Source organism: Spiroplasma endosymbiont of Danaus chrysippus, from assembly GCF_902809815.1.
Lineage (GTDB): Bacteria > Bacillota_I > Bacilli_A > Mycoplasmatales > VBWQ01 > Spiroplasma_E.
Window position 1 is genome coordinate 119,575 of sequence record NZ_CADDIL010000002.1, and the last position, 23,005, is coordinate 142,579.

The following is a 23,005-nucleotide window of genomic DNA, read 5'->3' on the forward strand; positions in this document are numbered from 1 at the left end:
GTTACTTCCTTTCAAAATAAGGATTTATATCTGCACTTAAATTTCTAATATATGGTTCTATAGCATAATCAAATGCATCTCGTAAATGGTCATCACCTGCTAATGGTATTTGTTTAATGCTTTTAGGGTCTCATACAGCCAATCTAAATTCATCTAATAATGCTTGTGCATTCATACTAATATTTAAGCGTTCTGATGCCATTAAAGCTACATTCTTACCTATTCTAAACTCAAGTCTTAATTTCACACAATCTTTAAAATATAACCATGAATTGACTTGATATTTAATTGCTGTATCATTTAACATTTCAATAAATGTATAATTACTAAAATCACAATATACAGTTAAACCATATTCATATAACAAATTATTTTCTTTTGCTAATTTAATATAAAACTCTACTACTAATCTTGCTAATTGTTTATTATCATATCTAACTAATTTATTTTCTATTTTTAAACAATCAATAACATTAACAAATTTAAAATTATAATCAAAACCTATTAATAAACATGCTAAAGCATCATCTTTAAACCCATAATCTAATCCAGCACTAAATCTATAACTTGGTTGTAATAATCTACTAATCTTATGAATTAAATGTGAATATATTCCACCAGATTCATAACCTACTAAACCATGACTTCTTACTCTTGCAGATATTGGGTCAAAAGTTTCTATTTCTAATAATTGTTGTTTATCACTATCTTTTAAATGAGTATTTAATTTTCAATTTTGATAATGATAAATAGTATTATCAATAATAGTAAATTGTTCATATTCATTAATAATTTGTTTTTCATTTTGAGGACAAGCATTTATAGTCTTCTTAATAAATTCATTTAAAATACTTCAAGGATTACAACTTTCAATTTCTAATAATTGATTTGCACCACGAATAGCATCTTTTAAATCTTGATAATCATTTTCAGTAATTTCATATCTTTCATCACTTCATATAATTACATAATCATATAAATAATTACTTGCTAATCCAGTTAATTTAACATTACTATTATCTTGTGCATGTAAATATTTACAAGTGATTTTACTATTATTAAATTCAATAGTTTTTTTAGTTTCACTAATAATAAAATTAATACTAGGATATGTTGCTCTAATAATTTGTTTTAATTCTTGTCAACTATCATTTAATTGTTTTGACATATTACGAATTAAATAAGCATGAATATTAATATTATCTAACATTAATAAAATACCTAAGAATTCAATATCACTAAATGTTTTACCAGATTTACGACTACCTAATTGTTTAATTTTAGTAATATTTAAAGGTTGTTTTAAATACATTCTTTTAGCAATATCTAATAAATAACCAAAATTACTTAACATTTATTCTTACCTTTATTTTCTAAACTAATTGCTATAGGGGCGACGTTATCACTGTTTTTTATATCAATTTTTGTAGATAAATGATATTTATTAACATATGCTCTTTTTAAATATCATGATGAAGTACCAGCATTTGAAGTTAAATATCTTTGTAAATTTAAGTGTTCAATTTGAGAATGCGCTCAATTAATTTGTTGTAAAAAAGTATTTCTCTTTTTTTGTTTTCAAGTCCTAATAGTACTTTCAGTTATATCTAAATAAATTAACATTCCTAATTTTGTAGGAACTTCTTTAAATTCATTACAATGAATAAAATAATTTTCTAATGATTCTCTTAATTTTTTAGCATCATTAAAAATTGTTCTTATTTTTATTTTTTCTTCTTGCACATAAAAATCTCCTTTCATATGCTTTAAAAAGACAAAAATTTATGCTATAATTAATATAATCTTTAAGTTAAACATCTCAAACTAACTTATGAACTTTATTAATTACTTCATATATTTTTTTATTTAATTTTTATAATATAATTATAACAAAAAATAGCATTATAATGCTATTTTTTACTATTTATTCCTTTTTTAAATAATTTTTCTTTATCTTTTAATATTTCTTCTTCTGTTTTATTTTCAATATCTCTTAATCAATTTTCTCTTACTAATCCTTTTAAAGCAAGACCCCAACCTCCATATTTTTGTATTTCACTTATATCCAGTTCTATATTATTTAATTTAATAATTTCACCATAGGCAAAAAATAAATTATATTCTTTATTTTTTAAAACTAATTTATAACTCTTAATTTTATTATTAAAATTTGGTCATTTTTTGTTAATATCACTTTTTTTATCTATTTTAATAATAATTTTATACATTAGGAATTCCATTTTTAATTTTATTTTTTATTTTTTTAAATTTAAATATTTTCTTAATTTTATTTTCTAAACTTTTTCAAAATTTATATTCGGGATGTTGTGATTTATATATAATCATGCAACCAATAAAAGTACCTACTATAGGCAATGGAATTGTTATCAAAAAAATACCAAAAATTTTATCATTATTACAATATTTAATTCCATAATGTATTAATAAAATTCATGTCATCTCTACTACTATTATTAATAATATCCATAATGTTCTTTCTAGCATTTTTTTATTTTCCTTTTCTATTTACTTTTTTCTTTATTGTACATTATTTTATTAAAAAAGAAAAGATAACTAATAAAAGTTATCTTTAAACGTTAAACTAGAAATACATCATTATCATCAATTTTATCGTTCTTTAATATTATACTATGAAACTAAACATTTTTCAACATTAAATTAATAAATTTGATACAATGCTTGGAGTTAAAAAATCAATGGAAAGGTGTTGAAAAATGTTTAGTTTTCAAAATTATTTGAACAATAAAATCAATGATATTAAATCATATTTTGTCAAAGAAGTCGAGGATTGAGATGAAAATTTTTTTCAAAATAGAACTGTAGAAGAAAAAGAAAGATATAAAGTTTCTAAAAAACGTAATAGAACAGTAAATACTGAAATTGGATTTACAACTTTTAATAGAAGAATATACTGAGATACTATAGAAAAAAGAACTCGTTATTTTACAGATGAAGAATTTAATATTGAAAAACGTGCAAGAGTTATGAAAGATTTAAAATTAAAAATACTTAGTAATTTAATTAAAAACTTAATAACTAAAAAAACATATACACATATTCAAGCAGAATATGAATATACTTCTTTTTCTAAAAATCTTATTTCAAGAATTTTTAAAAATGCAAAAATTGAAAAATTAATACCAGAACAAAAACATAAAGTATTATTTAATCAAAAATTAAATATATGTGCAGATGATGCTTTTATTACTTGTTGAGATGAAAATGGTTTAAAACGGCAATATTGTTGTAGAATTTTAACTTTTAATCTTGGTAAAAAAGAAATTTATTCATATAGAAATAAATTACAAAATAAAATAACTGCATTTTTATTATTTAAATCTGGTAATGGTTTAAATCAAGAACAATTATATAATTTTACAACACAAACTATTCTTAATCATTATGATATTAATTTAAATATATTAGGTGTTCAATGAGAATATCATAATTATAATTTAGTAGTTGCTGGTGATGGTGCATTATGAATTAAAGCAATGGCTACTTGATTGGGATGTTATTATATTTTAGATAAATATCATGCTTATAGTTATTTATGAAAATCTTTTGTTGGAGTTAAAGGTAAGAAAAAAGAATATCATGATTGAACTAAATATATTGATGGAACAACTACTTTTGCAAGTGGAAATTGTAATCAATTACTTAGTTTTTTAAAACCTAATGTTAATGAAAAAATATATAATTATTTTAAAAATAATGCTCATGGTATTGTAAATCAAAATGCTAGTTGAAATATTGGTTGTTCTGCTGAAAGTGATGTTTATCATTTTTTAAAATCTTTAACTAATAGAGCAAAAATATATAATTATCAAACATTAAATAATATGTTAATAGCAAAAGCAAATTATTTAAATGCTAGAAGTTATATTAATAGTGCTTAAAAAGAGGCTTTTTAGTAATCTGTGTTTCTTTGTTTTACAAAGTACTAGTTCAGATTAATTCTGTCTTCAAATTTTATCATAAAATGAGCAATTGCTGTATTTCAATTTTGAATAGGCAATGTTCATTTTTTTGTGATATTTTCAATTGCTAAGTAAAAAATTTTAAAAACTGCCATATCATTAGGAAAAACTTTTTTATTTCTAATAACTTTTCGTAATTGGCTATTAACAGATTCAATAGCATTTGTAGTATAAATTACCCTTTTAATTTCTGCTGGATAACTAATAAAAACCATTAAATTTTCTCAATTTTTATATCAAGATTTAGCAATTTGTGGATATTGTTTATTTCATTTACTTTCAAATGATTCTAAAGCTTGCATTGCTTGTTCTTCACTACATGCTGTATAAATTGGCTTTAAATCGATAACTAGAGACTTTCGATGTTTGTATGAAACATATTTTAAGCTATTTCTAATTTGATGAACTATGCATAATTGATGTTCAGTTTTAGGATAAACTGATTGTATTGCCTCTGACATGCCTGTTAAATTATCACTACAAGCAATAAGAATATCATTTAAGCCTCGATTTTTCATTTCTGTAAAATTATTTAATCAGAATTTAGCACCTTCATTTTCACTAATTCATAAACCTAAAACATCTTTTTTACCTTCTAAATCAACTCCTAAAGCTATATAAACTGATTTGTTAATAATACGTTTATCCTGACGTACTTTAACTACGATACAATCAAAATAAATGATTGGATAAACACTATCTAATGGACGATTTTGCCATGCTTTGACATCATCAATGACATCATCAGTAATTTGACTAATTACGCTTTCGCTAATATCTGCGCCATCATATAACTCTTGCAACTGCATTCTAATATCTGATAAAGTCATACCTTTTGCATATAGTGAAAGAACTTGTTGATCAAAACCATCAAATCTTCTCTGTCTTTTTGTGATTATTACTGGTTCAAAATTACTATTGCGATCTCTTGGTACATCAATTTCAATTTTACCTTGTTGAGTTATTAATTTTTTTGATGTTGTACCATTACGAACATTGTCATTATTACTGCGTTGATTTCTTTCGTGTCCTAAATAATTTTGCATCTCAGAATTCAACATTTTTTCTACCAATCGTTTAGTTAATTCTTTATATAAGCCTCCCTCTTTAAAAACTGTTGTTAAATCCTCAGTATTTTCTAATAATAAATCTACTGCTTTTGATATTGGATCATTGTTATTAAGATTATCTTTTTTAGCCATCTGTAACTCACTCTTTCTAGATATATAAATTATATTTACTAGAATTAATTAAACATAGTTATTTTTGTAAGTCACACAGATTACTAAACATTCCCCTTAAAAATTTAAAACTTCATATTTTTGAAAACTAATTTTAAGATTAGTATTTTTGTTTTGTTTAAATGTAATTTTATAATTATATTGTTAAATATTTATATATTTTATGATATAATTAAAGTAACAAAAAATAGAAATACATCAGTTTATTGTTCTTGTTGTCCCTTTCTATCCATTAATCTCATACGTCCTTTCTATTTTTAAACAATCAATAACATTAACAAATTTAAAATTATAATCAAAACCTATTAATAAACATGCTAAAGCATCATCTTTAAACCCATAATCTAATCCAGCACTAAATCTATAACTTGGTTGTAATAAACGTGATATCTTATGAATTAAATGTGAATATATTCCACCAGATTCATAACCAACTAAACCATGACTTCTTACTCTTGCAGATATTGGGTCTAATTTTTCTATTTCTAATAATTGTTGTTTATCACTATCTTTTAAATAAGTATTTAATTTTCAATTTTGATAATGATAAATAGTATTATCAATAATAGTAAATTGTTCATATTCATTAATTATTTGTTTTTCATTTTGTGGACAAGCATTTATAGTTTTTTTAATAAATTCATTAAGAATTGACCAAGGATTACAACTTTCAATTTCTAATAATTGATTTGCACCACGAATAGCATCTTTTAAATCTTGATAATCATTTTCAGTAATTTCATATCTTTCATCACTTCATATAATTACATAATCATATAAATAATTACTTGCTAATCCAGTTAATTTAACATTACTATTATCTTGTGAATGTAAATATTTACAAGTTATTTTACTACCATTAAATTCAATAGTTTTTTTAGTTTCACTAATAATAAAATTAATACTTGGATAAGTTGCTCTAATAATTTGTTTTAATTCTTGTCAACTATCATTTAATTGTTTTGACATATTACGAATTAAATAAGCATGAATATTAATATTTTCTAACATTAATAAAATACCTAAGAATTCAATATCACTAAATGTTTTACCAGATTTACGACTACCTAATTGTTTAATTTTATTAATATTTAAAGGTTGTTTTAAATACATTTTTTTAGCAATATCTAATAAATAACCAAAATTACTTAACATTTATTCTTACCTTTATTTTCTAAACTAATTGCTATAGGGGCTGTATTATCACTACTTTTTATATCAATTTTTGTATATAAATGATATTCTTTCACAAATGCTCTTTCTAAATATCATGCAGTATTATTTGCATTTGCTTTTAAATATCTTTGTGTATTAATATGGCGTATTTGTAAATATGCTCAATTAATTTGTTGTAAAAAAGTATTTCTCTTTTTTTTTCAACTATAAAGAGTATTTTCTGTAATATTTAAATAAACTAACATACCAATTTTAGTAGGTACTTCATCAAACTCTTTACAATGAATAAAATAATTTTCTAATGCCTCTCTTAATTTTGTAGCATCATTAAAAATTGTTCTTATTTTTATTTTTTCTTCTTGCACATAAAAATCTCCTTTCATATGCTTTAAAAAAAGAAAAATTTATGATATAATTAATATAATCTTTAAGTTAAACGTTGGCAGTAATAACTTATTAACTTTATTAATTACTTCATATATTTTTTTATTTAATTTTTATAATATAATTATAACAAAAAATAGCATTATACTGCTATTTTTTTATTTTTTCTCTTAATTTTAAAAATATCTCTTATAGTTTTTCAAAATTTAAAATTTGGATTTTCTTTTTTAAATATTTTATTTGCTCAAAATAAACCAATAATATTTAATGAAATAAACATAAAAAATATACCCATTTTTTTGTCTATGACAAAATTCAGTTCCTTTTACACCGATTAATACTAGTGCAAATATTATTAAATATATTGAAAGCGCTATTGCTAATAGTGGTCATTCACCCAATTTTAACATTTTTATTTTCCTTTTCTATTTATATTTTTCTTTATTGTACATTATTTTATTAAAAAAGAAAAGATAACTAATAAAAGTTATCTTTTAAACGTAAATAGAATTTTCAAGTTATCAAGTTATTAAACGTTTGTAAATATTATACTCTAAAATCAGAAATCACAGATATTTTAGCAAAATATTTTCAAAAAATCCATGATTTTGATGAATATTTTTTTCAAAATAGAGATAAAAATGAATATAAAATTGATTCAAGAGTTAATAGAACAATAAATACTCCAATTGGAATGGATACTTTTAGACAAAGAGTTTATTGAGATACAATTAATAAACAATATTATTATCCCATTTATGAAGAATTTGGTATTAAAAAAAGAGCAAGAATTACTAATGATTTATATTTTGATATATTAGATAATTTAATTGAAAACTTAATAAGTAAAAAAGGTTATTTTAATATTCAATCAGAATTTAAACATACTTCTTTTTCTAAAAATCTTATTTCAAGAATTTTTAAAGATTCAAAAATTGAAAAATGAATACCAGAAGAAAAATTTAAAGTATTAGATAATGAAAAATTAAATATATGTGCAGATGATGCTTATATAACTTGTTGAGATGAAAATGGTTTAAAACAACAATATTGTTGTAGACTTTTAACTTATAATTTAGGAAGAAAAGAAATTTATTCATATAGAAATAAATTAGATAAGAAAATAACTTCATTTATGTTATTTAAAACTAATAATGCACCAAAACAAGAAGAATTACATAATTTTACAATGCAAACTATTAATAATCATTATGATATTAAATTAAATATATTTGCTATTAATTGAGAATATAATAATTATAATTTAGTAGTTGCTGGCGATGGTGCATTATGAATTAGAGCAATGGCTAGTTGATTGGGTTGTTATTATATTTTAGATAAATATCATGCTTATAGTTATTTATGAAAATCTTTTGTTAATGTTCGTGGTAAACATCAAAAAAAAGCACTTGATTGAACAAAGTATTTAGATGTAACAACTACTTTTTCAAATGGTAATTATAATGGATTAATTACTATTTTAGAAAATAATCATAATAAAGTTACTAAAAAAACTTATAATTATTTTAAAAATAATGAACAAGGAATTATTAATCAAAATGCTTCTTGAAATATTGGATGTTCTGCAGAAAGTGATGTTTATCATTTTTTAAAATCTTTAACTAATGGAGCAAAAATATATAATTATCAAACATTAAATAATATGTTAATTGCAAAAGCAAATTATTTAAATGCTAGAAGTTATATGAATAGTACTTAATAAATTAAAACTTCATATTTTTAAAATCTAATTTTAAGATTAGAATTTTTGTTTTGTTTAAATGTAATTTTATAATTATATTTTTTAGTATTTTTAAATTTTATGGTATAATTAAATTAAAAAATCATAGAATTTTCAAGTTATATTGTAAATGTTATTGAATTCTATGGGTTAAACTTATACGTCCAACTAAATTATCTTTTTTTAAATCATCAATCAGTTTAATTAGCCCTATTTTAAATTCAATATCATCACTGTCTGGTATGCAAATCGTTCCTCTTTTAGTTAAATATTCTTTATCCATATTTATACCTTCTACTTAACCTAATATTTAAAATACAGTCATAACAAATCGCTTTACTATTTTTATCTCTTAAAAAATATTTTCTTGTTTTTATATCATTAGTATTAAAGAATAAATAATCTAATTTATTTTGTTTACATGTTCAACAAAAATACTTTTTCATTATGAGTTGAAATTTCTTTATATGAAGTAACTATATAATTAATTGGTAAATCATCATGTTTATATGGATTATCTATTTTAAAGCCTTTTCTGTTTTCTTCTCACGTAATGTTATATTTAAAACAAGGATTAGTAATTTTAGTTTTGTTATCTGTTATTTCACCCATAAATCAACTATTATGCTGTTCATAAAATGTTAGTGGTTCAAGTTTTATATCATTAAGATAATATTCTTTTGGAGTAATTGGTTTATTAACAGTTATTTTTTGGTCTTTAATATATGGTTCTAATAATTTTATTAATTCATTACCACTTAATTCTCTTTTAATGTTTTCTAAATTAAAAACTCAATATGTATATTTATCATCAGCAATAAAACTATTATTTTTAACCATTCATTTTGGACATTGTAATTTATATTCACCATAATCAATAATAATAGATTGTGGTCTATCTTTAACAATTTGTTCTTTTCTAAATTCTATTTGCATAATAATCCTTTCCTAATATGTTCTGTTGCTTCTAGCATAAAGAACATATATTTTGATTTTTAGATTATTAATAATCCCACTATTCGTTTTATTCATTCCAGCAATTCTGGGCTCAAAAATAAATTGTGAAATTTTAAAAAACATTGAGGCATTCGATTCAATATTTATTTAATTTGCATTTAGCAAATTAATATTTTAATTGAACCGGTCCCGCTCAATTTTTTTACAAGTTTGAAATTTATTTTCTCGCCCAAAAATTTTTTCAAAAAAAATAAAAAATAAAACCAACACTTGCTCACTGAAGAGTGGCAAGGTTGGTTAAATAAAGAATAGAATTAATACAATAGGTCCCTACAACAGGTCTATATATACTAGTTTCCAATTCGCTCCCACCCCAAGAATTACCATTAAATGGTTAGTATATTTTATTAGGTATCACTCCACTTTTTATTTATCCATGCAAGTCCACATGCTCTAGCTACTATTTTTAACAACTGTGTTGTAGTTCACTTTTTTAATTCCCTAACACGTGTTGATAATAGTATTAAAGACGGTTATTAATTATTAACTTCTCCTACTTGGTCACTGCGTGTAGTAGATATTTAAAGGATGTTAATAATAAAAATTTTAAAATTTTACAATTACAAAAAAAAGACAAGATTATTTCTTGTCTTTTTCCTTTGATAATAATTTTAATTTAACTTACAAAATGTATCTTTTATTTTTTTAAAATACGTCGAATATTAAATTTAAGGGTTAAAGAGAGTAATTTTGTCTAATTTTCATTATTTTTCAAATAATTCATTTTTGGAAATAAGTTACTAATATGATAATTAATTATTTCGTAAATATGTCTTTTAGATTGTTGAATTTTTATTTTTAATCAAAATTATGATTGTTCAAACTTATGTATAACATATAAAAAAATAAAAAGTTTTAATAGTTTTATAAATGAAAAAAGTTATCAATTGATTAAAAGTTTTAACAAGATAATTATTAATTATTTAGAAAAAATTAGTATTAATAATAAAAATATCTTTTCTTTTTTATTTAATTTATATGAACAGTTAATGATAAATAGTAACTTTAAGAAAGTTTATGTTTTTTTCTTATTTCATAGTTTAATATTTCAAGGAATTCAGTTTAACTTTACTAATTGTATTAATTGTAATCAAATAACTAATTTGTATTTAATTAATTATGATTTGGGTGGTATTTTTTGTAAAAATTGTTCTTTAAAATTAGCTATAATTAATTTTGACATTGTTTTGTTTAAAAAAATATATCAACTTTATTTATTAAATTATCAAGATATTAATAAATGAAAAGTTGAAAATGAAGAACTTAATAAAATTCTTAATATTTTAGAAAACCACTGTCAAAAATATAATAATAAATTAATAATTACATAAATATTTTAATAATTAGTTGTTATATTGTTTTTAATAATATATAACTCTTATAATAGGTTGACAAAACCTATCTATGAACATATTATTAACAAGATTATTCTTTTTAGAGATTTTATGTATTATTTAAGATATTTAAGAAAATTTTTATGATTAATGGAGGGGCAATGATTAATAAAATTATCAATGATAAGTCAATGAAGGAAATAATTACTCATTTAAAAGAAAATGGTTTTATTTTTCAAGGATCAGAAATTTATTCTGGTCTTGCTAATAGTTGAGATTATGGTCCGCTTGGTGTAGCACTTAAAAATAATATTAAGAAAAGTTGATGAGTTTTTTTTGTCGAAAAAAATCCATACAATGTTGGGTTAGATAGTTCAATTATTATGAAATCTAAAGTTTGAGAAGCTTCAGGGCATTTGAGTAATTTTACTGATCCATTAATTGATTGTAAAAAATGTAAGTCTCGATTTCGAGTTGATAATTTAATTAATCATTATTTTCCTAGTATTAATTGTGATAATTGAAGTAATGAAAAATTAGAAACATATATTAATCAAAATCATATTAAATGTATTAAATGCAATAATGAAGATTGAACTAAAGTTAGACAATTTCAATTAATGTTTGAAACATATCAAGGTGTTTTAAAAGAAGATAAAAATAAAATTTATTTAAGACCTGAAACTGCACAAGGAATATTTATAAATTTTAATAATGTAAGAAATAGTTGTAATAAAAAAGTACCATTTGGTATTGGTCAAATTGGTAAAAGTTTTAGAAATGAGATAACTCCTGGTAATTTTATTTTTCGTACTAGAGAATTTGAACAAATGGAATTAGAATTTTTCTTTATTCCAAAGGATAAAAATGATAACACTTGATTTAATTATTGAGTTGATCAATGTAAAGAATTTCTCTCTCTAGTAGGTTTATTGAATTCAAAAAATATAAAATTTAAAAATCATGAACAAAATCAACTAGCACATTATGCATTAGCAACTACTGATATTGAATATAATTTTCCTTTTGGTATGAGTGAATTATGTGGTATAGCTAATCGCGGGAATTATGATTTAACAAAACATAGTGAGAATTCTGGTGTAAATTTTGAAATTCAAGATCCTAATGTTACAGTAAAAAGAATGGTTATTCCTTCAGTTATTGAACCTTCAATTGGTGTTGAAAGGCTTTTATTAGCTTTAGTTTGTGAAGCATTTACAAAAGAAGTTTTAAAAGACGATAAAGAACGGTTAGTGTTAAAATTAAATAAGAGTATTTGCCCTTATCAAGTAGCTGTTATGTCTTTAAATAAAACAAAATTGGGTAAAGAGGCATATGAAATTTTTGAAATGTTAAATAAAACACAATTAAGAGTAATTTATGAAGCATCATCAAGTATTGGTAAATCTTATGGTTATCAAGATGGTATTGGTACTATGTATTGTGTAACAATTGATTATGACACAAAAACTAAAGGTACTGTTACAATTAGAGATCGTGATACTACAAATCAAGTTATAATTAAAGTTGATCAACTTAAAGAATATTTATATGACAAATTAGACATTATTTGTTAGAATTGTGTGAAAAAATATGGATATCGAGTTTAATAAAAAAATTAATGAAGTTAAAGCAAAAATTAATATTGTTGAAGTTATGGGTAAATATTTAAATTTGATCCGTAAAGGCAATAATTTTTGAGCTATCTGTCCTTTTCACGAAGACTCTACTCCTTCATTATCAATTTCACAAGAAAAACAAATTTATAAATGTTTTTCTTGTGGTGAACAAGGAAACGTTTTTATTTTTTTACAAAAATATAAAAATATTAATTTTATTAATGCTCTTAAAGAAGCAGCAGATAATGTTAATTTAAATTTAAAAGAGTTTGATATTAATTTATCTGAATTTAATGTTGAAACTAAAAAAAATCCACTAAAAATTTTAAATAATATTGCAATGAATTTTTTTAGTTATCAGTTACTAACTGATATTGGTCAAGAAGCAATGAAATATTTACAAAATCGTAATATTACTACTGAAAATATTAAATATTTTAATATTGGTTATGCACCTATTAATAATGAATTAATAGATTATCTTAATGCACAAGGTTATAAAGATAATATTGAATTTGTAAAATTAGGACTCATGAAAATTAATAATAAGGATCAACTTCTTCCTACCTTTTCAAATCGAATTATGTTTGCTATTAAAGATGAAGATGGAGATTGTGTTGGTTTTTCTGCAAGAAATTATAATAGAGAAGATAAAAGTTATAAATATATTAATAGTCCAGAAACAGATTTTTTTAAGAAAAGTAAAATTTTATATAACTTTAATAATGTTAAAAATTATATTAAAAAAAATGAAGTTATTTATTTGACTGAAGGTTTTATGGATGTTATTGCTCTAAATAATCAAAATATTAAAAATGTTGTTGCTTTAATGGGAACAAATTTAACAAAAGAACATATTTTACTTTTAAAAAAAATTACTATTAATATTATTATTTTTTTAGATGGTGATTTACCAGGAAAAATAGCATCTTTAAAAATAGCTAGTGTTTTATTATCAAATAATTTTAAAGTACAAATTATCAATAATGATACTAAATTTGATCCTGATGAATTAATAAATAAATTTCCTCAAAAATTTTATGAAATAATAAAAAAAACCATTCATCCTTTTGAATTTGCAATTAATTTATCATTAACTAAATATAACATTAAAAAAGATAGTTATGAACTTAATGAATTTTTAAAATCATTAGTTCCAATTTGAACAAAAATCAATGATGTTATTACTCAAAAGTTTTACTTAAATATGTTAGCAAAAATAACTAATTTATCCACTGAAGACTTAATACAAATTTTAAATATTAATAATAATTTATTAACTACAACTTTTAGTATCAAAAATAAATCTAAAATAGAAGTAAAAAATATTTTTTTTGAAGCACAAGAACAACTTATTTTTTTAGTAATGTTATCAAAAAATGTTTATTTAATTTTAGAAAAAGAAAAATTTATTTTTCCAAATCAAGATTTTATGAATTTATACTTTTTAATTAGTCAAAAATATCAAAATAATCAAATAGAAGCAATTAATTTTGATTTAATTTTAGAAGAACTTAAAGGTAATTCACTTTTAAATATTTTAGAAAAACTTCTTGATAAGTATAAAAATAAAAAGTTTGATTTAAAACCTCAAATTATTAATGATTACTTAAAAATTATTAATAATCAACTAATTGATTATGAAATAAAAATGATCAATGATAAATTGAAATCTGAAAAAAATATTGAAAAACAAATATTGTTATTAAAAGAAATATCAGTATTAAAAAATAAAATAAAGAAAAAATAAGTATGATGATAAATTAAGGATAAGGTGAAAATATGGCTGTTATACAACAAAAAACGAAATTGAAAAAACTTTTAACTTTAGAGGAAGTAGAAAGTAATTTAATTAAAAAATTAGAAAAGAGTCAAACAAAAGAATTAAAACAAGAAGATGTCATTAAAGAGTTTGCACATTTAAAATTAGATGATGATACGATTGAGGAAATTTTTGATCGGTTAGAAAAAGAAGGAGTAGTCTTTACTGATATTTTGATGGATGAAGTTGAACATGATGCTAATTTTCCCGATATTGATGATGAACAATTACCTGATGATTTAGATATTGATATTTTAGTTAGTGATTTGAGTTTTAAAAATACAATGGGGATCTCTAATGATACAAGAAGAAAAGATGGAATTAAGTCTTATTTTAATATTTTGGGAACAAGTCAAATATTGAGTCAAGGTGAGGAAATTAAATATGCTAAAATGTTAGAATCAAAAGATGTTGAGGAAAGAACATATGGTCGTGAGCAATTAATTAAATCAAATTTAAAATTAGTAGTTTCTGTTGCTAGAAAACATTTAAATCGTGGTTTAGATTTTGCTGATTTAATTGAAGAAGGTAATATTGGTCTTATTAAAGCAGTTGATAAATTTGATTATCGCCGTGGTTTTAAATTTTCAACTTATGCTACTTGATGAATTAGACAATCAATTACACGAAGTTTAGCTGATCAAGGTAAAATGGTTCGTGTACCTGTTCATATGGTTGAAAGAATTAATAAGTTAACAAGAATTGAAAGAAACTTAACACAAGAATTAGGTCGTGATCCTACTCATGAGGAAATTGCCAATAAAATGGGACAAAACATGACAGCCGATCGTGTTCGTGAAATTAAAAAACTTGCTATTGAACCAGTATCTTTAGAAAAACCAATTGGTGAAGAAGATGATACACATTTTGGTGATTTTATTAAAGATAAAAATATGCTATCTCCCGATGAATATGCTGAAAGACATTGATTAAGAGAACAATTGGATCGTGTTTTTGCTGAAGTATTAACAAAACGAGAAGAAAAAGTTATTAGAATGCGTTTTGGAATTTTACCAACAAAATTAAGAAGATTATTAGAACTTTGTGAAGATGAAAAAGAAATTATTGAATTAAAAACAGTAGTTAATAATTTACAGTTACACTATGATACTAGTTTAGATAAAACAGAATTGTTAAGTGATAAGGTTGTTCATCGTCATATTACTAAGTACGATTCTCCAAAAACTCTAGAAGAAGTTGGTAAAGAATTTATTGTTACAAGAGAAAGAATTAGACAAATAGAAGCAAAGGCAATTAGAAAATTAAAACATCCGTCTAAATCTAAACATATTAAAGAATTTTATAAAGGATAATAGTTAAAATGTTAACTATCAATAATATAATTAATGTTTTAGAAACATATTTTCCTTTAAAAGATGTTTGTGAATGAGATTTTTCAGGAATACAAATTAAATCAAAAACAAAGACCAATATTAATAAAATTTTAGTTTGTTTGGATGTTACTAATGAAGTTTTAACTGAGGCCATTAATAATAATATTGATTTAATAATTTCTCATCATCCATTAGTTTTTGCCAAAGATTAATCAATCTAATATTTCAAATTGAAAAAAAGAATTATATAGTAAAATACTAATAGCAGATATTAATGTATATTCATTACATATTAATTTTGATATATCATTAGTAGGTATGAATATGTTGATGGCTAAAGAATTAAAAATTAAAAATATTCATTTTATTAATGAAGAAAAGTTGGCAATAGTTGGTAAATTTGATAGACAAATGCCATTAAAAGAATTAATTAATAACTTAAAAAAATATTTTAATGTTGCAAATATACAATTGGTTAATAATAAATTGAGTGATAACAATATAGTGACTGTTGCTTTATCTGCTGGTGCTGGTGGTGATATTATTAGTAATTTATCGGTGGTTAGCCCTAAATACTGGACCACTTTTGGATAGACAGTTTTAAATTTTTATTTGTGAAATTGGTGGTTTTAGAAATTTAGAATGTATTCTTTCGTAATTATAAAACATAATATATTGGTTTACATCATTTATAGCTTCATTGAGAGAAAAATATTGATTTGAACCTTTAGGTAGTCATTCTTGAGATAAATGAGAAAATCAGTTTTCAGATATTACATTGCCACCAATATCATAAGGTTGTTTTTTGCTTAAAATTATTTGCTTATCAGCAGCTCAATTTGTGATGTCTTGACAATAAAATTCGTTGGCGTTATCTGAGTGTAAAATAACGTTTTTTACTTGGTTTCAAGAGAATTGTTGATTTATTTTTTCAAGTGCAGGAAGGATTAAATCTTGATAGGATTTGTTTGAACATGTATTATAGCTTACAATATTATTTGAATAAAAATCAATAATTACAAAAAGATATAATCAACCTTCTTTAGTATTTATTTGTTTAGTGTCCATTGATCAAATTTGATTTGAAGAGGTTGTACTTTTATAATCTTTGTTTACTTTATCCATTGTAGGTATTCACTTATTTGGATTTTTTTTGTTTTTAGGATAGTTATTTTTAGTTTGTTTTAATCCTTGAAGATTGTGATCTTTCATAATTTTTCGCATTTGTTTTGTTGATAATTCTAGATTTAAAATAATATGTTTGTATTGTTTTAATCATTCTTTAAATGCTGAAAAAATTCGTAAATAGCCATAAATTTGTCCTTTTCTTGTAAAATGAAATTCAAGTAAAAGTTGGCATAATTCTTGATATTTATGTGTACAATTACTAATTTGATTTTTTTCTTTTTTAATAGGGTTTTGTTTGTTTTTTACAAAATAATATGTTGATCGGTTTAGTTGAAGATGTTGGCAAAGATATCTAATTGAATATTGGTTTTTGCTATCATCAATAATTTGAATTTTTTGTTTGATATTTAACTTGTTAATTACTAATGCTATTTGTTTAATTTTATCCATTATTAAAAATCCTTTCATGTCAAAATTAGTGTTAATTGTATAACACAATTGTTTTTCGAATACATTCAAGTTTTTTTTAAATTAATGATCTAGTAAAAAGGGCTAAGTAGCAAGTAACTATTAAATCTTTAATGAGTATTAAAGGTATTGGTGTTAGTAAGGCTTTAGAAATTTTAAGTTGTTTAGAAATAGTAAAAAGGGCTAAGTAGCAAGTAGCAAGAATAAGAACTATTGAAAGTCAAAAAAATATTTTAAAATTATTATTCCCGAAGATGTTTTTAATTTAGTTAATGCATATTATCAAAATTTAACGCAAGAACATTTTTATTTATTATTATTAAATAATCAAAATAAATTAATTCATCAAAATTTATTATATAAGGGTACTAATGATACTATGAAAATTCATGTTAAAGATATGTTGCATCTGGCACTTATTCATAAATCAAGTAAAGTAATTTGTATTCATAATCATCCTAGTGGTAATAGTGAACCCTCACTATCTGATTTATATATCACCGAAGAAATTAAAAAAAATTTTCAGATTTTTAATATTACCTTAGTTGATCATATTATTATTGGCAAAGGTAATTATTTTAGTATAAATTTAAATAAAAAATATTATAAGTTTAAATAAAAACTTAAAAAAATACATTACTTAAATTTAAAAATATAGTAAAATTATTATGGTTTAGTGTGTAAATAATATTTAACTTACCAAGAATAGACTAGTTATTAAACATAGTTTGTTATTAGATATTGATAAGAAAGGAGAAAATTATGTCAACAATTAAACCAAGCAATGAATCATTTACTGCCCAACCGTCACTATTTGGAAAAATTATGGTTTATTTATCTTTTGTTTTAATATTTCCAATAATTTTATTTATTGTTTCTAGTAATAATTTTCTAAGATTACAACAATCAATTGAAGAAACTGCTTCTGATATTGATGTGCAATTAAAGCGTCGTTTTGATTTATTAACAAAATTAGTAGATGCTACTAAAGGTTATATGAAATTTGAAAAAAGTACATTAACAGATGTTGTATCTTTACGAAGTGGAAAAATGGAAACAATGAGTGATCTTTCAAAAGCAGATAGTGGACTTAATGCAGCTTTTGGAAAATTTAATGCTTTATTAGAAAATTATCCTGATTTAAAAGCAAATACTACTGTTTTACAATTACAATCAGGTGCCAAAGATTGTGAAGATAATATTGCTGCTGCTAGAAGATTTTATAATGCTAATGTTAAGGTGTTCAATAGTAAAATTAAAACCTTTCCAAGTAATGTTGTAGCATCAACATTAAATTTAGTTTCAAAAGATTACTTTCTTGCATCAGATAGTGATCGTCAAGATATTAAAATTGATTTATAAAATTAAATTTATTTTTGAAAATATATTTAAATTAGTTATTTACCCCTTTCTTTAGACAAATAAATTGTTTTGAATAAACATTTATGATTTGTTTAAAGAAAGGGTATTTTATTTAAAATTAAAACTTTATTAGTAATTATATGAGAATTGATAAGAAGGGGGGAATGTTTAGTAATCGGTGGTTAGCCCTAAATACTGGACCACTTTTGGATAGACAGTTTTAAATTTTTATTTGTGAAATTGGTGGTTTTAGAAATTTAGAATGTATTCTTTCGTAATTATAAAACATAATATATTGGTTTACATCATTTATAGCTTCATTGAGAGAAAAATATTGATTTGAACCTTTAGGTAGTCATTCTTGAGATAAATGAGAAAATCAGTTTTCAGATATTACATTGCCACCAATATCATAAGGTTGTTTTTTGCTTAAAATTATTTGCTTATCAGCAGCTCAATTTGTGATGTCTTGACAATAAAATTCGTTGGCGTTATCTGAGTGTAAAATAACGTTTTTTACTTGGTTTCAAGAGAATTGTTGATTTATTTTTTCAAGTGCAGGAAGGATTAAATCTTGATAGGATTTGTTTGAACATGTATTATAGCTTACAATATTATTTGAATAAAAATCAATAATTACAAAAAGATATAATCAACCTTCTTTAGTATTTATTTGTTTAGTGTCCATTGATCAAATTTGATTTGAAGAGGTTGTACTTTTATAATCTTTGTTTACTTTATCCATTGTAGGTATTCACTTATTTGGATTTTTTTTGTTTTTAGGATAGTTATTTTTAGTTTGTTTTAATCCTTGAAGATTGTGATCTTTCATAATTTTTCGCATTTGTTTTGTTGATAATTCTAGATTTAAAATAATATGTTTGTATTGTTTTAATCATTCTTTAAATGCTGAAAAAATTCGTAAATAGCCATAAATTTGTCCTTTTCTTGTAAAATGAAATTCAAGTAAAAGTTGGCATAATTCTTGATATTTATGTGTACAATTACTAATTTGATTTTTTTCTTTTTTAATAGGGTTTTGTTTGTTTTTTACAAAATAATATGTTGATCGGTTTAGTTGAAGATGTTGGCAAAGATATCTAATTGAATATTGGTTTTTGCTATCATCAATAATTTGAATTTTTTGTTTGATATTTAACTTGTTAATTACTAATGCTATTTGTTTAATTTTATCCATTATTAAAAATCCTTTCATGTCAAAATTAGTGTTAATTGTATAACACAATTGTTTTTCGAATACATTCAAGTTTTTTTTTAAATTAATGGTCTAGTAAAAAGGGCTAAGTAGCAAGTAGCAAAAGTAGTATTAATAATTTAAAAATAAAAATATATGTCCTTTATGCTAGGAAGCAACAGGACATATTAGGAAAGGATTATTATGACAATAGAAATTCTTGATTATGAAGCACTAAGAAAGATTGATAAAAAAATTAAAAAAAGAAGAAAAAGATGTGTTGAATGTAATGAATTATATGAAGATGACAAAATCAATATGCTTTATTACTTTAAAACAGAATTAGANTAATTGGTAAATCATCATGTTTATATGGATTATTTATTTTAAAACCTTTTCTGTTTTTTTCTCATGTAATGTTATATTTAAAACAAGGATTAGTAATTTTAGTTTTGTTATCTGTTATTTGACCCATAAATCAACTATTATGCTGTTCATAAAATCTTAGTGGTTCAAGTTTTATATCATTAAGATAATATTCTTTTGGAGCAGTTGGTTTATTAATAGTTATTTTTTGTTCTTTAATATATGGTTCTAATAATTTTATTAATTCATTACCACTTAATTCTCTTTTAATATTTTCTAAATTGGGCGTATTTCAAGTCTAGTTATAATTTAATTTTCTTTAAATAAAAGACAAAATAAATTATTAATTGTTGGTATTATTATACCATAGTATTTATAAAATATAAAGTATTTTAGTATTTTATTTTTATTAATATAATTTAAAAATTCCTAACTACTTAGGTTTAGATTTATTAAATTTTATAAATTTAAACAAATATTTTTAATTTATTAATTCTTGCTTGTTTTAATTTTAATAAATTAAAAAATGCTTCTTTTGAATAAATTTTTGCATTATTATTAGATATTGATTTTATTAAATGATAAACATCACTTTCAGCACTACAACCAATATTTCAAATAGCATTTTGATTTTCAATACCTTTTTTATTATTTTTAAAATATTCATATATTTTTTCATCAGCATTATTTTCTTTTAAATAATCTAATAATTTATAATAATTACCATTTAAAAATAATTTATAATAAGCATAATTTAATTTTTTATTATTTTCTTTTGTTCTTTTACCTTTTCCTACAATAAATACTTGTTTTAATTTTTGTAATGGATGTCATTTATCTACAGCATAATCAATTTTTAAATAATTAGCAGTAGATTTAAGATAAGTTGCACCATCACCAGTTAATTTTAAATTTTCATTAGTATAACCAATAAAAATATTATCTAAATTAGTTATTATTGATTTAGCAAATTCTTTTTTACTAATTCTTTCACCTTTTCTAGTTGATAAAACAAAAATATATTTATTTTCTAAAACATGTCTATTATCAGTAGATTTATTTAAATCAAAACCAGTACTTATACTTACTGTTCTATATCTAAATTTTCTTTTTTTCTTATTATCAATTAAATTATTATATGATTCATCTGATTGAATATAAATAAAATCAGTTGGTAATATTTTTATTTTTTCTTTTGGTAATTCTTGAACAAAAATATTAGTTTTTTTTACTTTTCTACAAATTGTTGATAAAGATATATCTATTTTTAAATTATGTTTAATTATAGGATATGTAATATTATTAAAATCAGCTTCATAAATTATTGATTTTGTTACTTGATTAGTAAATTTTTTATTTTTATCAATATTAATATATGTATCTAATGGATATAAATATTCACCAGTAATTTTATGTTGATATACTTTTCTATAAAAATCTTTTACTATTCCATACATTGATGTAAAAGTTCTTTTAGCAGTTTTAACATATTTATATTTATTTTTATCATATTTATTTTTATGTCAATATTTATCATAATTAATTAAATCATTTTTATAATCTAATAACATTTGTTTTTCATGACTAATTTTAAACTGATTATGAGGAAATTGTTCAGGAAGTAAAATCATAATATTATTCCTTTCTAAATACATGACTTTTAGTATAACAATTATTAATTATTTAGTGTTGTAATATACTTTAGTTAAAATGTTATAATTATTATATAAATATTGAATATAGGTGATATAATATGCCAGCAAAAAGAAAAGAATTAGGAAATTATAAAGAAAAAATACAAGAATATTTAAGAGAAAATAAAGATAATTTAAAAAAATGTACTAAACAAGAATTAAATTATATTTTAAATGTGGATAATAAATATATATATGATTGCCGAAGAAGGTCGACAAAATGACAAAATGATTTTATTAAAGAATATGATAAAGCATGTCTTAAAATAGGAATTGCAAGATTAAAAAATGTTACACAAGTACCTCAATATGAATGAGCTTATTTAAGAACAAATCATAGAGAGATGTTTGATGATTTAATAGATAATCAAGATATAGAAGCAAATAATAGTAATATAATTATTAATATTTCTGAACCTAGAAAAATAGAAAATAATGATTAGAAACCTATAATAAATATAGGTTTTTTTCTTTATTTTAAAGGATAAAAATGATATAATTAATTAAAGTGAATATGTTAAATAACATATATAAAAGTGACCTATTAACCAAGTGAATTATTAAAATTTAATAAAGGGAGATTAAAAGTATGAGTGATTTTACTTTTGATGAAAAAGAGAATTATAGTTTAGATGATGTTAAAAATTTACTAAAACAACATAGAAATGTAGTATATGCTGAAAGTAAAAAAAATATTGAACCTAAATTAAGTGAATATGAAACAAAAATAAAAGAATATGAAAATAAAGTTAATGAATATCAAGAAAAAGAATTATTTAATGGTTTTAATGATAAACAATTAAAAATAGTTAAATCATTAATTAATACTGAATATAAAGACATTGATAAACATTCTGCTTTAAATAAAATAAAAGAAGATTATGCAGAAATATTTAATAATAATTTACATAATAAAGAAATTAAAAAACAAGAAATTATTAAAAATGAAGAACCTAAACAAGAGTTTTTTAATCCAAAAACACTTTTTGAATTAGATAATAATATTACATCTAAAAATGAAGAATTATTAAAAAATACAGAAGTTGTTGGTGCAAAAACTAAACAAGAAATGATTAAATTTTTAGAATTTTTATTTAGTAAATAATTAAATATTTCTCAAAAG

Annotated in this window: 25 protein-coding genes; 12 read left to right on the plus strand and 13 right to left on the minus strand. The window is 21.8% G+C overall.

The features are described from left to right. Position 1: 1 nt before the first annotated feature. From SPIRDC1_RS02525 to SPIRDC1_RS02540, 4 genes are all read right to left on the minus strand, one after another. A complete protein-coding gene (locus SPIRDC1_RS02525) occupies positions 2 to 1,354 on the minus strand; it encodes a phage terminase large subunit (protein ID WP_174480390.1) in 1,353 nt (450 codons plus the stop codon). Continuing rightward, positions 1,348 to 1,743, minus strand: coding sequence for a terminase small subunit (locus SPIRDC1_RS02530; protein WP_174480391.1), 396 nt, complete (start codon positions 1,741 to 1,743; stop codon positions 1,348 to 1,350). The genes SPIRDC1_RS02525 and SPIRDC1_RS02530 overlap by 7 nt, the downstream gene beginning before the upstream one ends. 167 nt (positions 1,744 to 1,910) lie before the next feature. Next, positions 1,911 to 2,228: a hypothetical protein gene (locus SPIRDC1_RS02535; protein WP_174480392.1), complete on the minus strand. Its 318-nt coding sequence runs from the start codon at positions 2,226 to 2,228 to the stop codon at positions 1,911 to 1,913. Continuing rightward, positions 2,221 to 2,505 carry a hypothetical protein gene (locus SPIRDC1_RS02540; RefSeq protein ID WP_174480393.1) on the minus strand — a complete coding sequence of 95 codons (285 nt, stop codon included), beginning with the start codon at positions 2,503 to 2,505 and terminating at the stop codon, positions 2,221 to 2,223. The genes SPIRDC1_RS02535 and SPIRDC1_RS02540 overlap by 8 nt, the downstream gene beginning before the upstream one ends. A gap of 230 nt (positions 2,506 to 2,735) precedes the next feature. Between SPIRDC1_RS02540 and SPIRDC1_RS02545 the strand changes: the two genes are divergently transcribed. Then, positions 2,736 to 3,920, plus strand: a complete 1,185-nt coding sequence (locus SPIRDC1_RS02545) for an Mbov_0401 family ICE element transposase-like protein (RefSeq protein ID WP_174480394.1) — start codon at positions 2,736 to 2,738, stop codon at positions 3,918 to 3,920. Positions 3,921 to 3,964: 44 nt separating this feature from the next. On the opposite strand, the gene SPIRDC1_RS02550 is transcribed toward SPIRDC1_RS02545, so the two are convergent. The 4 genes from SPIRDC1_RS02550 to SPIRDC1_RS02565 form a co-directional block, all read right to left on the minus strand. Next, a complete protein-coding gene (locus SPIRDC1_RS02550) occupies positions 3,965 to 5,203 on the minus strand; it encodes an IS256 family transposase (protein WP_174479940.1) in 1,239 nt (412 codons plus the stop codon). A gap of 264 nt (positions 5,204 to 5,467) precedes the next feature. Further along, positions 5,468 to 6,397, minus strand: coding sequence for a phage terminase large subunit (locus SPIRDC1_RS02555; RefSeq protein WP_174480395.1), 930 nt, complete (start codon positions 6,395 to 6,397; stop codon positions 5,468 to 5,470). Next, positions 6,391 to 6,783, minus strand: a complete 393-nt coding sequence (locus tag SPIRDC1_RS02560) for a terminase small subunit (RefSeq protein ID WP_174480396.1) — start codon at positions 6,781 to 6,783, stop codon at positions 6,391 to 6,393. Before SPIRDC1_RS02560 ends, SPIRDC1_RS02555 begins: the two co-directional genes overlap by 7 nt. A 161-nt stretch (positions 6,784 to 6,944) precedes the next feature. After that, on the minus strand, positions 6,945 to 7,082 hold the full coding sequence (locus tag SPIRDC1_RS02565) for a hypothetical protein (RefSeq protein WP_174480397.1): 138 nt from the start codon (positions 7,080 to 7,082) through the stop codon (positions 6,945 to 6,947). Between the two features lie 414 nt (positions 7,083 to 7,496). Between SPIRDC1_RS02565 and SPIRDC1_RS02570 the strand changes: the two genes are divergently transcribed. After that, complete coding sequence (locus SPIRDC1_RS02570) at positions 7,497 to 8,522, plus strand: Mbov_0401 family ICE element transposase-like protein (protein WP_174480398.1); 1,026 nt, start codon at positions 7,497 to 7,499, stop codon at positions 8,520 to 8,522. A gap of 154 nt (positions 8,523 to 8,676) precedes the next feature. Here SPIRDC1_RS02570 and SPIRDC1_RS02575 read toward each other — a convergent pair whose 3' ends face one another. Next, the gene (locus SPIRDC1_RS02575; protein ID WP_174480399.1) at positions 8,677 to 8,826 is read right to left on the minus strand and encodes a hypothetical protein; all 150 of its coding nucleotides are present in this window, start codon (positions 8,824 to 8,826) and stop codon (positions 8,677 to 8,679) included. Between the two features lie 134 nt (positions 8,827 to 8,960). Beyond that, entirely contained in the window at positions 8,961 to 9,479 is a 519-nt protein-coding gene (locus SPIRDC1_RS02580) for a hypothetical protein (RefSeq protein WP_174480400.1), read from the minus strand. A 1,268-nt stretch (positions 9,480 to 10,747) separates the two neighbouring features. On the opposite strand from SPIRDC1_RS02580, the gene SPIRDC1_RS02585 reads away from it, so the two are divergent. The 6 genes from SPIRDC1_RS02585 to SPIRDC1_RS02610 all read left to right on the plus strand — a co-directional run bounded on the left by SPIRDC1_RS02585 (position 10,748) and on the right by SPIRDC1_RS02610 (position 16,263). Beyond that, on the plus strand, positions 10,748 to 10,891 hold the full coding sequence (locus tag SPIRDC1_RS02585) for a hypothetical protein (RefSeq protein WP_174480401.1): 144 nt from the start codon (positions 10,748 to 10,750) through the stop codon (positions 10,889 to 10,891). Between the two features lie 164 nt (positions 10,892 to 11,055). Next, a complete protein-coding gene (locus SPIRDC1_RS02590) occupies positions 11,056 to 12,471 on the plus strand; it encodes a glycine--tRNA ligase (RefSeq protein ID WP_174480402.1) in 1,416 nt (471 codons plus the stop codon). Between the two features lie 16 nt (positions 12,472 to 12,487). Further along, positions 12,488 to 14,263, plus strand: a complete 1,776-nt coding sequence (gene dnaG, locus SPIRDC1_RS02595) for a DNA primase (RefSeq protein WP_174480403.1) — start codon at positions 12,488 to 12,490, stop codon at positions 14,261 to 14,263. 32 nt (positions 14,264 to 14,295) lie between these two features. Then, entirely contained in the window at positions 14,296 to 15,648 is a 1,353-nt protein-coding gene (locus SPIRDC1_RS02600; RefSeq protein ID WP_174480404.1) for a sigma-70 family RNA polymerase sigma factor, read from the plus strand. An 8-nt stretch (positions 15,649 to 15,656) separates the two neighbouring features. Next, positions 15,657 to 15,881 carry a Nif3-like dinuclear metal center hexameric protein gene (locus SPIRDC1_RS10215; RefSeq protein WP_174480405.1) on the plus strand — a complete coding sequence of 75 codons (225 nt, stop codon included), beginning with the start codon at positions 15,657 to 15,659 and terminating at the stop codon, positions 15,879 to 15,881. Next, positions 15,868 to 16,263 (plus strand): Nif3-like dinuclear metal center hexameric protein, encoded by a 396-nt coding sequence (locus tag SPIRDC1_RS02610; protein ID WP_174480406.1) that lies wholly within the window; start codon positions 15,868 to 15,870, stop codon positions 16,261 to 16,263. Before SPIRDC1_RS10215 ends, SPIRDC1_RS02610 begins: the two co-directional genes overlap by 14 nt. 6 nt (positions 16,264 to 16,269) lie before the next feature. On the opposite strand, the gene SPIRDC1_RS02615 is transcribed toward SPIRDC1_RS02610, so the two are convergent. Then, a complete protein-coding gene (locus SPIRDC1_RS02615; protein ID WP_174479968.1) occupies positions 16,270 to 17,265 on the minus strand; it encodes an IS3 family transposase in 996 nt (331 codons plus the stop codon). 244 nt (positions 17,266 to 17,509) lie between these two features. On the opposite strand from SPIRDC1_RS02615, the gene SPIRDC1_RS02620 reads away from it, so the two are divergent. Beyond that, positions 17,510 to 17,884 (plus strand): JAB domain-containing protein, encoded by a 375-nt coding sequence (locus tag SPIRDC1_RS02620; RefSeq protein ID WP_255495903.1) that lies wholly within the window; start codon positions 17,510 to 17,512, stop codon positions 17,882 to 17,884. Positions 17,885 to 18,027: 143 nt separating this feature from the next. Next, positions 18,028 to 18,627, plus strand: a complete 600-nt coding sequence (locus SPIRDC1_RS02625; protein WP_174480407.1) for a LemA family protein — start codon at positions 18,028 to 18,030, stop codon at positions 18,625 to 18,627. A gap of 220 nt (positions 18,628 to 18,847) precedes the next feature. Here SPIRDC1_RS02625 and SPIRDC1_RS02630 read toward each other — a convergent pair whose 3' ends face one another. Together SPIRDC1_RS02630 and SPIRDC1_RS02640 are read right to left on the minus strand one after the other, a co-directional pair. Further along, complete coding sequence (locus tag SPIRDC1_RS02630) at positions 18,848 to 19,843, minus strand: IS3 family transposase (protein WP_174479968.1); 996 nt, start codon at positions 19,841 to 19,843, stop codon at positions 18,848 to 18,850. Positions 19,844 to 20,655: 812 nt separating this feature from the next. Then, positions 20,656 to 21,819, minus strand: a complete 1,164-nt coding sequence (locus tag SPIRDC1_RS02640; RefSeq protein ID WP_174480409.1) for an Mbov_0401 family ICE element transposase-like protein — start codon at positions 21,817 to 21,819, stop codon at positions 20,656 to 20,658. A gap of 122 nt (positions 21,820 to 21,941) precedes the next feature. Here SPIRDC1_RS02640 and SPIRDC1_RS02645 point away from each other — a divergent pair, with 122 nt between their 5' ends. Beyond that, complete coding sequence (locus SPIRDC1_RS02645; RefSeq protein ID WP_174480410.1) at positions 21,942 to 22,325, plus strand: hypothetical protein; 384 nt, start codon at positions 21,942 to 21,944, stop codon at positions 22,323 to 22,325. Between the two features lie 146 nt (positions 22,326 to 22,471). Beyond that, positions 22,472 to 22,987, plus strand: a complete 516-nt coding sequence (locus SPIRDC1_RS02650) for a hypothetical protein (RefSeq protein ID WP_174480411.1) — start codon at positions 22,472 to 22,474, stop codon at positions 22,985 to 22,987. Positions 22,988 to 23,005: the final 18 nt, after the last annotated feature.